The organism is Chryseobacterium manosquense, from assembly GCF_014623485.1.
Lineage (GTDB): Bacteria > Bacteroidota > Bacteroidia > Flavobacteriales > Weeksellaceae > Kaistella > Kaistella haifensis.
Window position 1 is genome coordinate 561,049 of sequence record NZ_CP060203.1, and the last position, 14,510, is coordinate 575,558.

Sequence of the window (14,510 nt, forward strand, 5' to 3'; positions counted from 1 at the left end):
AGCATGTTAAATTTTTTAAAAAATATTTTGAACCCAAGGGGTCATCAAGCTTTAACTGAAGCACTCAACGGAGGAGCGTATCTGGTTGATGTGCGAACTCCCGCCGAATTTTCTGCGGGTAGCGTAAAAGGTGCCGTTAATATCCCTTTGGATGCGATCTCAAAACATTTAGGTAAATTTGCAGGAAAGAAAAGCATCGTCGTTTTCTGCAGAAGTGGCAACAGAAGCAGCCAAGCCAAAAGAATTCTGGATCAAAACGGCATTAACAATGTCATGGATGGCAGAACCTGGCAAAATGTACAACAACTCCTAACTAACTAAACAATTTTATGATAGAACTTATTCAAAAGCCGTGGCCATGGTATGTCGCGGGACCATTGATCGGGCTTACGGTTCCGGCGCTCCTTATTCTTGGGAACAAATCTTTCGGTATTTCCTCTTCGTTGCGCCACATTTGCGCATCGTGTCTGCCGGCAAATATTCCTTTTTTTAAATACAACTGGAAAAAAGAAGCATGGAATCTGTTCTTCGTTTTCGGGATTTTTCTCGGCGGAGTCATCACCATGCTGTTTTTTTCAAATCCTAATCCTGTAGCGGTTCACCCCGAACTCGCCAAAGAATTGGCAGGTTACGGCATCACGGATTATTCGAACTTGGTGCCGGTTCAGCTCATGAATTGGGAGTCACTCTTCACCCTTCGTGGATTTCTCATGATGGTAGGCGGAGGTTTTCTGGTAGGTTTCGGAACCCGATATGCCGGAGGATGCACCAGTGGACACTCGATTATGGGAATCGCGAATTTGCAGCTTCCGAGTTTAATAGCCACCATTTGTTTTATGATCGGCGGATTTTTAATGGCCAATGTACTGCTTCCGATTATTCTTTCACTTTAAAAATTAAAAAATGCAACAAAATACAGAAGAAAAAAACGATCTGGAGCTGAGGTCTTTAGATACCGTTTGTATCAACGAAAGCCAACTGCAGCACCGGTGGTATCACAACTTGAAATATTTGTTTTTGGGAATTCTTTTCGGGTTTATTTTTATCAAAGCCGAAGTCATCAGCTGGTTCAGGATTCAGGAGATGTTCCGCCTGCAGTCTTTCCACATGTACGGCATTATCGGTAGTGCGATTTTGGTGGCGATGATTTCAATTTTTATCATTAAAAAATTCAACATCAAAACCATTTACGGCGAGGAAATCATCTTTCATAAAAAGAAATTCAACAAAGGACAAATTTATGGTGGCTTAATCTTCGGATTCGGCTGGGCGCTTACGGGAGCTTGCCCCGGGCCGCTGTTTGCACAAATCGGAACCGGTGCTACAGTAGTGGTAGTTACTTTGTTCAGTGCAATCGCCGGAACCTGGGTTTATGGCTATTTCAGGGACAAACTGCCTCATTAAAAGAAGTTTTATACACCATCAAAATGAATATAGGAAAGAAAGCACACTGGGAAAAAGTGTATGAAACGAAAGAACCACACGAAGTAAGCTGGATCCAAGATGTTCCCAAAACTTCACTGGAAATGATACATTCTTTTCCGATAAACCGTTCTGCCAAAATTATTGATGTCGGCGGTGGCGACAGCACTTTGGTTGATTTTCTCCTGGAGCAGGGTTTTGAAAACATCACGGTGCTTGATATTTCGGCAAAAGCTCTCGAAAAAGCCAAAGCAAGATTAGGTGATAGAGCGCAATTGGTTACCTGGATCGTGAGTGATATTATCCAATTTCAACCGGAAACCACTTATGATGTATGGCACGATCGGGCTGTTTTTCATTTTCTTACCGAGCAGGAACAGATTGAAAAGTATCTCAATATCGCCCGAAAGGCAGCGGTGGGATATCTTACCATCGGCACCTTCTCCGAAAACGGACCCGAAAAATGCAGCGGATTGGCCATTAAGCAATACACCGAAGAAACACTGTCTTCTGTTTTTGTATCAGATTTTGAGACTTTAACCTCAAAAAGAGAAAACCATATAACGCCTTTTGCTACAGAACAGAATTTTGTGTTCTGCAGTTTTCAGCGTAAAACAATCAAGAATTGATGTTGTTAAAACCTCTTTAAATAGGGAAAAACAAAAAGGTAAATGACCACACCGCTTTTCAAGAAGAGTGGTGTTTTTTGTGTATTTTAAACAATTAATTTTTATCTGTCACGAGATATTCCGGATCTTCCAAAATTGTAACCTTATTATGGAAACTTTTTAAACTTTTTAATACTCCGTATGATTTTTGTTATATTTGTGTATAAATATTTGTGTAATGGAAGCAATGGATTTCACAAGGGAGCAATTAGCCCAATATATCCTGAATAATGCAAAGGATTCCGTAATCGATAAAATAAAAGCACTTTTGGAAAAAGAGGACGAAACTGTTGCATATACAATACAAGGGCAGCCTTTAACGAAAAAAGAATACACTTCGCATATTGAAACGATCAGCCAAAAAATAGATGATGGTGCAAAAACTTTTACTTCTAAAGAAGTGAAAGAGTATGTGATGAACAGAAAGGCAAGATTAGGATAGGATGATACAAAAAGTTGAATGGTCAGAAGAAGCTAAAGAATCTTTAGCTGATATATATGACTATATTTTTGAAAGCAGCCCACAAAATGCATAATATGTAATTGAGACTTTGTTAGATTTGGGAAATACATTAAAGGATTCAAGATTCGATTATTCCAAGGATTTAATAATTAATAGTGACAGGTTTAGATTTATTCCTAAATGGAGTTATAAGATTATTTACGAAAGAAAAAATAATGAAGTGAGAATAATTGATGTTTTCGGAACCAAGCAAAATCCTGAAATTTTAAAGAAATACAAATAGCTTTAGTGAATGAAATCAAACAAAGATTTCATCAAATAAAACAAACACCGCTTTTCAAGAAGAGCGGTGTTTTTTGTGTATTTAAAACCATTAATTTTTATCTGTCACGAGATATTCCGGATCTTCCAAAATATTAACTTCAATGATGGCTTCTGCATTTTTCAGCAAAGCGATGCAGTCTGCGCTGAGGTGTTGCAACCGAACCATCTTCCCAGCTTGGTGATAGCGGTGGGTAATGGCGTTGAGTGCTTCTATTGCTGACATATCTACCACGCGGCTTTCTGCAAAATCGATGATTACTTCTTCTGGATCATTGGCAACATCAAATTTTTCTGCAAACCCTGTTACCGATCCGAAAAACAAAGGCCCATAAATATCGTAATGTTTCACGCCGTTTTCATCGAGATGTTTTCTGGCACGAATTCTCTTCGCATTATCCCAAGCAAAAACCAATGCAGAAATAATCACTCCGATTAAAACCGCCAATGCAAGATTGTGAAGAAAAACAGTAACCAGCATCACTACGATCATGACAAAAATATCCGATTTGGGCATCCTTTTGAAAATTCTCAAACTCGCCCATTCAAAAGTACCTACAGCAACCATGATCATCACTCCGGTGAGGGCAGCCATCGGGAGTTTTCCGATTACGGGAGCGCCTACCAGTATAATCATTAAAATCGTTAGAGCAGCGATAATTCCAGATAATCTTGCCCTCGCTCCGGCAGAAAGATTCACCAAAGTTTGTGCAATCATCGGGCAACCGCCCATCCCGAAAAAGAATCCGTTCAAAATATTGGCGCCTCCTTGTGCAATACATTCGCGGTTAGAATTTCCTTTGGTCCCCGTGATTTCATCTACAAGATTTAAAGTCAGAAGTCCTTCCGTTAATCCCACCGCCGCCATAATCATTGCATAAGGAAAAATGATTTGCAAAGTCTCCAAATTAAAAGGAATATTCGGAATATGGAAAGGGGGGAGCGAACCATTGATCGAGGCAATATCTTCCACCTGTTTAGTATCGATATTGAAAATCATTACAATGGCAAAAACCACCGCAATAGCTACCAACGATGCCGGAATTTTCTTAGTGATTTTCGGAAGAAGCATCACAATTGAAATCGTCAAGGCAACCAAACCTGCCATCATCAGAAACGGAGTTCCGCTAAGCCATTCAGTCTTTCCATTGATATTTATTTTAAATTGCTCGAGTTGCGACATAAAGATAACGATGGCCAAACCATTCACAAAGCCATACATCACAGGTTGCGGAACCAGTCGGATAAATTTTCCCAATTTGAAAAGTCCTACGATAATTTGTAAAACTCCCGCCAAAGCAATCGCTCCGAAAACATATTCCAATCCATGGGATTTCATCAAAGCAATCAACACGATGACCGTAGCGCCCGCTCCTCCGGAAATCAATCCCGGTCTTCCGCCGAAAACAGCCGTTACCAATCCCATAATAAAAGCACCATACAACCCAACCAAAGGCGGGAAACCCGCTAAAATCGCAAAAGAAAGCGACTCAGGAATCATCGTCATGGCGACGGTGAGACCGGCAAGAATTTCTGTGCGGTAATTCACTTTCTGGGAAAAATCGAAAAGCCTGAAAACATTGTCCATAAATCATATTATCCTGCAAAAGTAGTTGTTTGCTCAGGAAAAGACAACTTGCATTCATCCCGAAAATCTAAAGCCAAGATTTTTTGAATATAAGAATAGATTTTGTTTCCAAGTTGCAAAGACATGAGTCCGAAGATTTTTTGCATCAAGTGACATAATCAGTGTTTTGGTAATGCAACCGAATAGGTGTTTATCTTTATTGCTAACCAATATAGAAGTCAGGCACAAGTGTATTCTAATTTAGGTTACCTTCTAGTTAGTTTCGTATTAAATACATTAAAAATAAATAGCAAATGAATAGTTTAAGCATATTTTATATAGACTTACTATAGACTTTATATGGACTTACTATGGACAATCTAAGAATATGACCCGTCTAAAATAGCAATTTGACCCGTCCTAAAATTGGGGTTGATCCTCCTTTAAAAGTATGGTTTTGGGGATGAAAGAATGGGTTTTGTTTCAAAAAATAAAAATGAGAATCGTGTGATGGTGCGGATTTCTATTTTTTTTCAAATGAATTTGAACGTTTTTAGCCCAAAAAAGCAGCGAAAAATCGCTGCTTTACAACTAAAATTTAAAGAATGATGATGGTTATTTCAGTTTTCCTTCGATTAAATCGCGGTCTCCTTTACCGAAAACAAATCCTCCTTGGTGTTCCCACAAATAGTTTCCATCTTTGTCTTGATATTTTGCACCGCTTCCGCTTACCACATTTTTCATATCGTAAGTTTTTCCGGTAGTTTCGTTTTTCACGGCAGCGGTACCTTTTTCGGCATCGTAAATTACGCTGAATTCGGTTTTCTTGTCGTTGCTGATGTAGTGGTACACTTCGCCTGTAGTGTTTTTTGTGGTCACAGTTTTGTCAGCGGTGGTTACTTTGTCGGTGTGTGCGATTGCGGTGGCAGAGTCTACCGGAGTTACTGTGGTGGTAGTGGTCGTTTCTGGATTAGCGATTTCGGTGTTTTGGGTGGTGATGGTTCCGGTTTCTTGTTTTTTTTCACAAGCGGTAGCAATTAGCGCAAATGATGCTGCAAATAACATTTTTTTCATTTTGTATATTTTTTTTCAGTTCGTAACAAATTGTGTTCCATTTTAACCTTTAATAAAAGAAAAATTGAATATTTATTACTTGTTTTTTTTAATTTTCAATGAAATAATTAAAGCAAATTTTGAAGTTGTTTTTTAGGATAATAAATTGCCATAATTGTTTTAATTTCTCAATAATTTCCCTATTTTTGACCAATGGAAAATTTCGTTGTTTCAGCAAGAAAATACCGTCCACAAGAGTTTGATACTGTTGTGGGGCAATCTCATATTACCGATACGCTGGAACATGCCATTGAAGAAAATCAATTGGCTCAAGCGTTGTTGTTCTGCGGTCCGAGAGGAGTTGGGAAAACTACCTGCGCCAGAATTCTTGCAAGAAAGATCAATGAAAAAGACGGATCCACCTCTGAAGATGGTTTCGCATACAATATTTTCGAACTTGATGCCGCGTCGAATAACTCCGTGGAAGATATTCGGGATTTGACAGATCAGGTGCGTTTTGCGCCACAAGTAGGGAAATATAAAATCTATATCATTGATGAGGTTCACATGCTTTCTTCGGCCGCTTTCAATGCATTTTTGAAAACTTTGGAAGAACCTCCGGCTCACGCGATTTTTATCCTTGCAACGACCGAGAAACACAAGATTATTCCTACGATTTTGTCGAGATGTCAGATTTATGATTTCAAAAGAATCACCATTGACGATATCCAGAATCATTTAAAAAGTATCGCTGCTAAAGAAGGAATTTCCTACGAAGATGATGCACTTTACTTGATCGCTCAAAAAGCGGATGGTGCGCTTCGGGATGCTCTTTCGATTTTTGACCGACTTTCTACCTTTACCCAGAAAAATATCACTTTGGCGAAAGCTGCCGAAGTTTTGAATATTTTAGATTACGATCAATATCTGAATATCGTCGATATCGCTCATGAAAACAGAATTTCCGATGTTTTGTTTGCCTTCAACGAAATTGTGAAAAAGGGTTTTGATCCTCATATTTTCATTGCCGGACTGGGGAATCATTTTAGAGATTTAATGATGGCGCAGAATCCCGTGACTTTAAGTTTAATAGAAGTTGGGGAAAAAACAAAAGCCAAATTTGCCGACCAAAGCAAAAAATGGAATGCCCAGCAACTCATCGATGCGATCGAAATCTGCAACCATGCGGACATCAATTATAAAAACTCCAAGAATCCAAGGCTTACCGTAGAAATTGCTTTGATGCAACTCTCATCCATCACTGCCAACGGCTCGGAAGTAAAAAAAAAAAGTATCTGATCTTAGCGCCGCTTCTTAAAGCCGCATCTATAGCTCAACCGCTTCCTTTAGCTCCTAAAATAAAGGTTTCCGAGGATTTTCCGAAAGAAGAAGTTCCTAAAATTAAAAAAACGGCCGAACCGATCGCTCAGAAGAATATTAAACCGAAGTTCAGTATTTTTGAAGCATTAAATCCTGCCGAAAAGGAAAAAGAACAAGAGGTTTCCTCTTCCCAAGAGCAATTGCCGAGCAATCATTTCACCGAAACGGATTTGCATAATGAATGGAATAAGTTTTTGGGCGAAATGCAAAGCAAAGACATCATCGTATATAACGCGATCAGCTCCTTTAAACTCCGGAAAAAAGATGAAAATACCGTTGAAATCACCTATCCATCAGAATCTGCAAAAAGCGAATTCGAAAAGGTGAGAGGGGATTTTTTCAATCATTTCATGCATAAAGTCAGTCATTTCAATATCGTGATCGAATATAAAAATGATATAACCTTAAAAAAAGAAATCGTTACCAAACGAAAGATTTTTGATAAATTTGCTGAGTTAAATCCTGTTTTAAAGGATTTGGACGAAATATTTAAGTTTGACCTCAATTAAAATTACCATAAGCCAACGAAATTTTGGCTTCCCTTTTTAGAATGAATTTAAAAGATTTAGAAAACAACTGGGTAAAAGATTTTCCTAGCCCATTGATTATTGCAGGACCATGTAGTGCGGAAAGTGAATCTCAAATGCTGGAAACAGCGAAAAGAATAAAAGAAACCAATGCAGAAGTTCCTATTTTCCGTGCAGGAATCTGGAAACCAAGAACTAAACCCAACGGATTTGAAGGTGTTGGTGTTATTGGCCTTAATTGGTTGAAAAAAGTAAAAGCAGAATACGGTTTCAAAACAGCGACCGAAGTTGCCAATGCGCATCACGTAGCTGCTGCTTTGGAAGCAGATGTTGATATTTTGTGGATTGGTGCGAGATCTACAGTGAATCCTTTTACCGTTCAGGAAATTGCAGAAGCTTTGAAAGGAACCGACAAACCGGTTTTTGTGAAGAATCCTGTGAATCCGGATTTGGCTTTGTGGATCGGCGCTTTGGAAAGACTTTTAGGACAAGATGTGAAGAATCTTGGGGTTATTCACCGTGGTTTTTCAACGTACCAGAAAACAAAATATAGAAATATCCCGAACTGGCAAATCGCTTTGGATTTCAAAAATCAATATCCGAATATTCCGATGTTGGTAGATCCATCACATATTTGCGGAAACAGAACTGGTTTGGCAGGAATTGCTCAGGAAGCCTTTAATGTTGGATATCAAGGGATGATTATTGAAAGTCATTGTACTCCGGATGAAGCTTGGAGCGACGCTTCACAGCAAATTACCCCTGAAGTTTTGGCTGATTTAATCAACAATTTGCAGATCAGAAATTCCGATATTTCAGCATTTGATGACGAAATGGGAAGACACCGAACTTTAATTTCGGATCTTGATTTTAATTTAATTGAGCTTTTGTCTCAAAGGATGAAGATTTCTGAGAAAATCGGAACTTTAAAAAAGGAAAACAACATCGCGATCTTCCAGCCGGAAAGATGGAAAGTGATCACCGAATACGCCAATCAAAAAGCGGATGAAACAGGAATGTCGCAAGAATTCATTGAAAAAGTTTTCAAAGCGATTCATGAAGAATCAATCGAGATTCAGAATAATATTTAACGGATGAGCGACTTTAAATTATTGAGTGATGTATTATTGGAAGCGTTCACCAAAGAACTTAGCGACCAACTGCTCTATTCAATAAATGAAGCCGGTGATACTGAAATTGAAGTAGATTATTTTGATTTTTATAATGCCGTGTCCTCTGTTTTCTCCTCTAAAATAGAGGGCGAAGACATTGAGCTCGACAGTTTTTTCAAACATAAATTCCTAAAAGTTGAATTTAATCCCGATTACACAGCACGTGCCAATGATTTGTTTGCTGCTTATGAATTGATGAAAACTCAGGAGTTGAATCTTAATAATTTCCTGAATGCACACGCTATCATTACCAAAAATATACTGCCTAAATCCCAGCAGGGTTTACTGCGGAATTCCCCAATGGTAGTAATGAATGGAGAGGGCAAGATTGAATATGTTGCTACAGATCCCAGCCTTGTAAAAAGTGAAATAAACAAACTCTTTCATGATATAGACATGCTTTTATCTATGGATTTGGATGAGTATGAAGTGTTGTACTACAGTGCTCAGATCCACTTCTGGTTTGTGAAAATGCATCCTTTTTATGATGGTAACGGTAGAGCAGGAAGGCTGTTGGAAAAGTGGTTTTTAGTATCCCACTTTAAAGAAAAAGGATTTGCTCTTCAGACCGAAAAAAGCTATTACCAAAATCTTCAGGCCTATTATAAAAACCTGAGAATATCAGGATTTGAATATGAAGACACTGATTTCTCAAAAGCTATAAATTTCATGCTAATGTCGTCAAACGCAATAATCGATAACAACAAATGAAAGGGCTCATCACCAAATCCACAGGAAGTTGGTACCAGGTTTTGGAACAAGAAACCGGGCGATTTTTTGAGGCGAGAATCCGTGGTAAGTTTAAACTCATTAAAACGAGGTTAACCAATCCTTTGGCAGTAGGCGATAGGGTAGAATTCTCTTTGGAGCAGGACGAAGTTGCGTGGATTACCAAAATCGAACCCAGAAAGAATTACCTGATCCGAAAATCGGTAAATCTCTCAAAAGAAGCGCATATTATCGCGTCAAATATCGATGTGGCTTGTTTTATTTTTACGCTGAAACATCCGGAAACTTCGCTGGGCTTCCTTGATCGATTTTTGGCGTGTTGCGAAGCTTATAATATTAAGCCGCTCATTTTGTTCAATAAAATGGATATGTTGAATGAAGATGAGAAAGATTTTGTGGCCAGTTTTCGGGCTTTGTATGAACATATTGGCTACGAAACGCTGGAGATTTCTTCTTATTCCAAAATGAATCTTGAGCTTCTCACGCAAACCATAAAAGATAAAGTATCTGTATTTTTTGGTCACTCGGGAAGTGGCAAATCGACTTTGGTGAATGCGATGCAACCGGATTTGAATATCAAAACATCAGAAATTTCTGTATCCCAGCTGAAAGGAAAACATACAACCACTTTTGCACAGATGCATTTTTGGGATTTCGGTGGCAGTGTAATCGATACACCCGGAGTTCGGGAATTTGCGATGATTGATGTTAAGAAAGAAGAAATCCAGCATTATTTCCCTGAAATATTCAGAATCGGAAGAGATTGCAAGTTCCACAATTGCATGCATTTGAATGAACCCAAATGTGCAGTTTTGGCCAATATCGAAACCGGCGAAATCGAGGAAACCCGTTATCTCACGTATTTGAAACTCATGGAAGAAGCAGAGGAAAATTCTGCTTTATAAAAATAAAAAACCCAGCCGAAGCTGGGTAAAAACTAATAACCATGAAAACTCAAATTAAACATGAGAATCGAGAAATAAATTACAATTTCCGTGCCAAATAAATTCAGCTACTCGTCATGAGAATTTTCGGTGCAAATATAAGAACTTTTTTGTACTTTTGCGCCACATTAAAACAAGATTTATGTCAAGTAAAATTACATTCACGATGATCAAACCGGATGCAGTTGCAGATGGTCACATTGGTGCTATTTTAGGAAAAATTGCTGAAGGAGGTTTCAAAATCAAAGCTTTGAAATTAACTCAACTTACTGTAGCAGATGCTCAAAAATTCTACGCAGTACACGCTGAAAGACCTTTCTATGGCGAGTTGGTAGATTTTATGTCTTCCGGGCCAATCGTAGCAGCGGTTTTAGAAAAAGACAATGCTGTTGAAGATTTCCGTACGCTAATTGGGGCTACAAATCCTGCTGAAGCTGCTGAAGGAACCATCAGAAAAATTTTTGCAAGAAGCATCGGCGAAAACGCAGTACACGGATCAGATTCTGATGAAAATGCTTTAATCGAAGCACAATTTCACTTCTCTGGAAGAGAGATTTTCTAATTAAGAATTCATCTTATTATCATAAAAGTTCGGAAGTTTTTTCCGGACTTTTTTATTTATATTTGATGAAAATTACAAGATGAAAAAGTTTTTTATTGGGGTTGTTTTAGGGTTATTTTTCTTGATAACACCATCTGCTTTTGCGCAAACCCAAATCGATAGTTTAAAAACCGTTGAAAACCCATTGAATACTGAGAAAAATTTGCAGTTTGGATTGGGATTCGGGTTGAATTTTGTGGGCGGAACAAGTGTTTCACTTTCACCGAATTTAACTTATAGATTGAATGACAAAATGTCTGCCGGTGCGGGATTGCTCTTTAATTACAATGCAGTGAAAGATTTACAAACCACGACAACGATTGGTGCCAATGCGATTTTTAATTATTATCCAGTCGAGAAACTCCTTACCACAGCGGAATTTGCGGAAATGCATGTGAACAGAAATAATAAAGTAACCAGCGTGAAAGATGATTTCTGGGATTCGGCGCTTTTTTTGGGAGTTGGATATCAACTGACACCGAAAATTTCGGTTGGAGGAAAATATAATTTGCTCTACGATAAAGATAAAAGTGTTTACAGTAGCCCGTTTGTACCGTTTGTGAATATTAGTTTTTAAAAGAAAATTCCAAAAAATATTTTGGGATTATTTTCTATCGAAAGTCATCAATATCAGTTGAAGCATCAGTTCTGCTGATAAAATGGGTGCTTCCGTGTTTCTTTTTAATTTTATTTGCCCAGAAAACTCCCAAGCCAACACCTATTGCAATAATAAATACTAAAAGAAAAGCCCCTGTAGCTTTGTCTTCCATCGAAAGGTAAATTGCAACTCCTATAATGGCGCAAAGAATGGCAGGAGAAAGAACAATTTTGATCCAATTAATCCATTCTATGACGTTTTCAAATGCAGAAGGTTTTTCCATGAAGGTTTTTATAATCAAATACGAAAAAACAGTGTCGGAAGTTACATTTTAAATGACCAAAATTCCTAATCAGGAAAAGTGTTTTTCCTGCTCTCTTTTCACGAAAATAAGGCAATTCAAATTTGAATTGCCTTATTTTATTTTTTATATTTTCAAAAGTTCTATAGTTTTTTCAGGATTTTCTGAGGAAAAAACGGCATTTCCGGCGACAAGAACATCGGCTCCAGCTTCGAAAAGTTTTGCGGCATTGTCGAGATTTACACCTCCGTCAATTTGAATTAAAGCCGTGGAATTGTTGGAAAGTATCAAGTCCTTGGTTTCTGCGATTTTTTTGTAGGTATTTTCAATGAATTTCTGTCCGCCAAAACCTGGATTTACACTCATTAATAATACCAAATCCACTTCTGCGATGATGTCTTCCAACATCAAAACCGGGGTTGATGGATTCAAAACCACACCAGCTTTTGCACCTTTGTCTTGAATGAAATTAATCGTTCTGTGAAGATGGGTACATGCTTCATAATGCACGGAAACCAAATCCGCGCCCATGTTAATGAATTCTTCTACATATTTTTCAGGTTCTACGATCATTAAATGCACATCAACAAATTTCTTCGCATGTTGCTGAATGGTTTTCATCACTGGAAATCCGAAAGAAATGTTGGGAACAAATCTACCGTCCATTACATCAACATGTAACCAATCGGCTTGTGAATTGTTCAGCATTTCGATGTCGCGTTGCAGATTCCCGAAGTCTGCGGATAGCAGGGAAGGAGCGATGAGCTTAGTTTTCATTTTTTTTCTTATTAGATGTTAGATTTTAGAAGTTAGATGTTAGATTCAAGAAATTAAACCGAATTTTTCATCAGGATTTATTTTCAAAATGATGCATCTCATTTAATTTTAAAATAGTGTCTCAAATCTTGGTTCTTGCCTCCTTTAATGATACTTCAATTTCATATCAGGTTTTATCTTCAACAATGTTTCATAGATCAATTGAATTACATTGCCAACATCTTCTTTGGAAACCATTTCTACTGTGGTGTGCATATATCTTAAAGGTAAAGAAATCAATGCTGATGGAACTCCGCCGTTGGAATGCGCAAATGCATCGGTATCGGTTCCGGTTGCGCGGCTTGCTGCTGCTCTTTGGAAAGGGATTTTCTTGGTTTTTGCGGTATCTATAATCAGTTCGCGAATAAGGTGATGAACACTTGGTGCGAAGAAAACAACCGGTCCATTACCACATTTTTGGTAGCCTTCTTTTTTCTTTTCGATCATCGGAGTAGAGGTGTCATGCGTTACATCTGTCACAATGGCAATGTTTGGTTTGATGGTATCTGCAATCATATCAGCACCGTATAAACCGACTTCTTCCTGCACGGAATTGGTAATGTACAAACCGAAAGGCAGTTTCTTTTTGTTTTCTTTTATAAGTCGAGCAACTTCGGCAATCATAAACCCGCCGATTCTGTTGTCGAGCGCACGACAAACAAAATATCGGTCGTTCAGTTCGAAAAACTCGTCAGGATAAGTGATCATCGCACCAACGAAAATTCCTAATTCTTCCACTTCTTTTTTGCTGGTTGCGCCACAATCGATAAAAATATTTTCGAGTTTCGGAACGGGTTCGTTGGAATTTACCCCTCTTGTATGAATTGCAGGCCAGCCAAAAACACCTTTTACAATGCCTTTTTCGCCATGAATATGAACTACTTTGGAAGGAGCAATCATTTGATCGGAACCACCGTTTCGGATGACATAAATTAAGCCATCATCGGTAATGTAATTCACATACCAAGAAATTTCGTCGGCGTGCGCTTCGATGACCACTTTGAATTCAGCTTCCGGATTGATGATTCCGTAGCAAGTTCCGTAGTGATCTATTTCTATTTTGTCCACATACGGTTTGATGTAGTTCATCCAGACTTTTTGCCCGTTGTGTTCGTAACCAGTTGGACTTGCAGTGTTTAGATATTCTTCTAAAAATTTAAAAGATTTTTTTTCAAATTTCATATTAAAAAGGAATGAATTTTGTTATTGATATTTAATTTTATAGGAAGTAAAAGTAATGAAATTTAACAAAATAATCGTCATATTTCTTTTGTTTTCGGGGGGTATTACCTATGCTCAGCAAGACACACTATTCGCACCGAAACCTCTAAGCCAATATCCGCAGGAACTTTTGAAAACGGATGAATTTGGAAATAAATATTACTACGACGAAGCGCAAAAAGCCAAAATATACGAAATCAATGGGGAGAATGTAGTGGTGATGGATGAATTGATCTTATTAAATAAACCTAGATTTAATAACCAACTGGATCAGAATTATTATTATTTTCTTAATAAAAAACTGAACCGTGTTTACCCGTTGTTCATTACCGCTTTAAGCCAATATCAAGAAATCCAGAAAGATATTCAGAAACTCGATAAAAGTTCTCAGCGCAAGTATGTAGATCAGAAACAAAAAGCCCTTGCAGATCAATATGAAAAGCAATTGAGGAATTTAACCACCACAGAAGGAAAAGTTTTTGCCAAATTGATGAATCGCGCCACCGGAAAAACGGTTTTCGAAATCATCAAAGAGCTGCGTGGCGGTTGGAGTGCTTTCTGGTGGAATGTAAAGGGAAATATAGCGGATGTCGATCTTAAGGAGCCTTACGATCCTCATAAAAACCGATCCGACGAGTTTGTGGAATCTTTGCTTCAAAGCAATTGGAATGCTGGTTATTTTCGGCCATATCCTGGTTATCAGAATTTTAAAATCAAGAAATAATTT

Annotated in this window: 18 protein-coding genes; 13 read left to right on the plus strand and 5 right to left on the minus strand. The window is 38.0% G+C overall.

The window, feature by feature from the left end; translation table 11 throughout:
* The first annotated feature begins 3 nt into the window (after window positions 1-3).
* From H0S70_RS02585 to H0S70_RS02605, 5 genes are all read left to right on the plus strand, one after another.
* A complete protein-coding gene (locus H0S70_RS02585) occupies window positions 4-321 on the plus strand; it encodes a rhodanese-like domain-containing protein (protein ID WP_188321603.1) in 318 nt (105 codons plus the stop codon).
* A gap of 8 nt (window positions 322-329) precedes the next feature.
* Complete coding sequence (locus H0S70_RS02590; protein ID WP_188321604.1) at window positions 330-893, plus strand: YeeE/YedE family protein; 564 nt, start codon at window positions 330-332, stop codon at window positions 891-893.
* A gap of 10 nt (window positions 894-903) precedes the next feature.
* Entirely contained in the window at window positions 904-1,404 is a 501-nt protein-coding gene (locus H0S70_RS02595; protein WP_188321605.1) for a DUF6691 family protein, read from the plus strand.
* Window positions 1,405-1,427: 23 nt separating this feature from the next.
* A complete protein-coding gene (locus tag H0S70_RS02600; RefSeq protein ID WP_188321606.1) occupies window positions 1,428-2,051 on the plus strand; it encodes a class I SAM-dependent methyltransferase in 624 nt (207 codons plus the stop codon).
* Between the two features lie 217 nt (window positions 2,052-2,268).
* Window positions 2,269-2,532: a hypothetical protein gene (locus tag H0S70_RS02605; protein ID WP_188321607.1), complete on the plus strand. Its 264-nt coding sequence runs from the start codon at window positions 2,269-2,271 to the stop codon at window positions 2,530-2,532.
* 394 nt (window positions 2,533-2,926) lie between these two features.
* On the opposite strand, the gene H0S70_RS02610 is transcribed toward H0S70_RS02605, so the two are convergent.
* Window positions 2,927-4,462, minus strand: coding sequence for a SulP family inorganic anion transporter (locus H0S70_RS02610; RefSeq protein WP_188321608.1), 1,536 nt, complete (start codon window positions 4,460-4,462; stop codon window positions 2,927-2,929).
* 594 nt (window positions 4,463-5,056) lie between these two features.
* Complete coding sequence (locus tag H0S70_RS02615) at window positions 5,057-5,515, minus strand: MliC family protein (protein WP_188321609.1); 459 nt, start codon at window positions 5,513-5,515, stop codon at window positions 5,057-5,059.
* A gap of 192 nt (window positions 5,516-5,707) precedes the next feature.
* Here H0S70_RS02615 and dnaX point away from each other — a divergent pair, with 192 nt between their 5' ends.
* The 7 genes from dnaX (at window position 5,708) to H0S70_RS02650 (ending at window position 11,424) form a co-directional block, all read left to right on the plus strand.
* The gene (dnaX, locus tag H0S70_RS02620) at window positions 5,708-6,793 is read left to right on the plus strand and encodes a DNA polymerase III subunit gamma/tau (RefSeq protein WP_088264898.1); all 1,086 of its coding nucleotides are present in this window, start codon (window positions 5,708-5,710) and stop codon (window positions 6,791-6,793) included.
* Window positions 6,794-7,014: 221 nt separating this feature from the next.
* A complete protein-coding gene (locus tag H0S70_RS02625; protein ID WP_228453769.1) occupies window positions 7,015-7,383 on the plus strand; it encodes a hypothetical protein in 369 nt (122 codons plus the stop codon).
* A gap of 41 nt (window positions 7,384-7,424) precedes the next feature.
* The gene (locus H0S70_RS02630; protein WP_188321611.1) at window positions 7,425-8,492 is read left to right on the plus strand and encodes a chorismate mutase; all 1,068 of its coding nucleotides are present in this window, start codon (window positions 7,425-7,427) and stop codon (window positions 8,490-8,492) included.
* A 3-nt stretch (window positions 8,493-8,495) separates the two neighbouring features.
* The gene (locus tag H0S70_RS02635) at window positions 8,496-9,284 is read left to right on the plus strand and encodes a Fic family protein (RefSeq protein WP_188321612.1); all 789 of its coding nucleotides are present in this window, start codon (window positions 8,496-8,498) and stop codon (window positions 9,282-9,284) included.
* Window positions 9,281-10,207, plus strand: coding sequence for a ribosome small subunit-dependent GTPase A (gene rsgA, locus H0S70_RS02640; protein WP_188321613.1), 927 nt, complete (start codon window positions 9,281-9,283; stop codon window positions 10,205-10,207). Before H0S70_RS02635 ends, rsgA begins: the two co-directional genes overlap by 4 nt.
* Before the next feature lie 181 nt (window positions 10,208-10,388).
* Entirely contained in the window at window positions 10,389-10,808 is a 420-nt protein-coding gene (locus H0S70_RS02645) for a nucleoside-diphosphate kinase (RefSeq protein WP_031502099.1), read from the plus strand.
* Window positions 10,809-10,887: 79 nt separating this feature from the next.
* Window positions 10,888-11,424, plus strand: a complete 537-nt coding sequence (locus tag H0S70_RS02650) for a porin family protein (protein ID WP_051872563.1) — start codon at window positions 10,888-10,890, stop codon at window positions 11,422-11,424.
* Between the two features lie 34 nt (window positions 11,425-11,458).
* Here the strand turns inward: H0S70_RS02650 and H0S70_RS02655 are convergent, their stop codons facing one another.
* From H0S70_RS02655 to H0S70_RS02665, 3 genes are all read right to left on the minus strand, one after another.
* Entirely contained in the window at window positions 11,459-11,728 is a 270-nt protein-coding gene (locus H0S70_RS02655) for a hypothetical protein (protein WP_088264900.1), read from the minus strand.
* 144 nt (window positions 11,729-11,872) lie between these two features.
* Window positions 11,873-12,523, minus strand: coding sequence for a ribulose-phosphate 3-epimerase (gene rpe, locus H0S70_RS02660; protein ID WP_188321614.1), 651 nt, complete (start codon window positions 12,521-12,523; stop codon window positions 11,873-11,875).
* Window positions 12,524-12,667: 144 nt separating this feature from the next.
* A complete protein-coding gene (locus H0S70_RS02665; RefSeq protein WP_188321615.1) occupies window positions 12,668-13,744 on the minus strand; it encodes a M42 family metallopeptidase in 1,077 nt (358 codons plus the stop codon).
* 55 nt (window positions 13,745-13,799) lie between these two features.
* Here H0S70_RS02665 and H0S70_RS02670 point away from each other — a divergent pair, with 55 nt between their 5' ends.
* On the plus strand, window positions 13,800-14,507 hold the full coding sequence (locus H0S70_RS02670) for a DUF4294 domain-containing protein (RefSeq protein ID WP_188321616.1): 708 nt from the start codon (window positions 13,800-13,802) through the stop codon (window positions 14,505-14,507).
* Window positions 14,508-14,510 lie beyond the last annotated feature (3 nt).

Coding starts and splice junctions, on each gene's coding strand:
- H0S70_RS02585 (WP_188321603.1), top strand. CDS start 4: ATGTTAAATTTTTTAAAAAATATTTTGAACCCAAGGGGTCATCAAGCT.
- H0S70_RS02590 (WP_188321604.1), top strand. CDS start 330: ATGATAGAACTTATTCAAAAGCCGTGGCCATGGTATGTCGCGGGACCA.
- H0S70_RS02595 (WP_188321605.1), top strand. CDS start 904: ATGCAACAAAATACAGAAGAAAAAAACGATCTGGAGCTGAGGTCTTTA.
- H0S70_RS02600 (WP_188321606.1), top strand. CDS start 1,428: ATGAATATAGGAAAGAAAGCACACTGGGAAAAAGTGTATGAAACGAAA.
- H0S70_RS02605 (WP_188321607.1), top strand. CDS start 2,269: ATGGAAGCAATGGATTTCACAAGGGAGCAATTAGCCCAATATATCCTG.
- H0S70_RS02610 (WP_188321608.1), bottom strand. CDS start 4,462: ATGGACAATGTTTTCAGGCTTTTCGATTTTTCCCAGAAAGTGAATTAC.
- H0S70_RS02615 (WP_188321609.1), bottom strand. CDS start 5,515: ATGAAAAAAATGTTATTTGCAGCATCATTTGCGCTAATTGCTACCGCT.
- dnaX (WP_088264898.1), top strand. CDS start 5,708: ATGGAAAATTTCGTTGTTTCAGCAAGAAAATACCGTCCACAAGAGTTT.
- H0S70_RS02630 (WP_188321611.1), top strand. CDS start 7,425: ATGAATTTAAAAGATTTAGAAAACAACTGGGTAAAAGATTTTCCTAGC.
- H0S70_RS02635 (WP_188321612.1), top strand. CDS start 8,496: ATGAGCGACTTTAAATTATTGAGTGATGTATTATTGGAAGCGTTCACC.
- rsgA (WP_188321613.1), top strand. CDS start 9,281: ATGAAAGGGCTCATCACCAAATCCACAGGAAGTTGGTACCAGGTTTTG.
- H0S70_RS02645 (WP_031502099.1), top strand. CDS start 10,389: ATGTCAAGTAAAATTACATTCACGATGATCAAACCGGATGCAGTTGCA.
- H0S70_RS02650 (WP_051872563.1), top strand. CDS start 10,888: ATGAAAAAGTTTTTTATTGGGGTTGTTTTAGGGTTATTTTTCTTGATA.
- H0S70_RS02655 (WP_088264900.1), bottom strand. CDS start 11,728: ATGGAAAAACCTTCTGCATTTGAAAACGTCATAGAATGGATTAATTGG.
- rpe (WP_188321614.1), bottom strand. CDS start 12,523: ATGAAAACTAAGCTCATCGCTCCTTCCCTGCTATCCGCAGACTTCGGG.
- H0S70_RS02665 (WP_188321615.1), bottom strand. CDS start 13,744: ATGAAATTTGAAAAAAAATCTTTTAAATTTTTAGAAGAATATCTAAAC.
- H0S70_RS02670 (WP_188321616.1), top strand. CDS start 13,800: ATGAAATTTAACAAAATAATCGTCATATTTCTTTTGTTTTCGGGGGGT.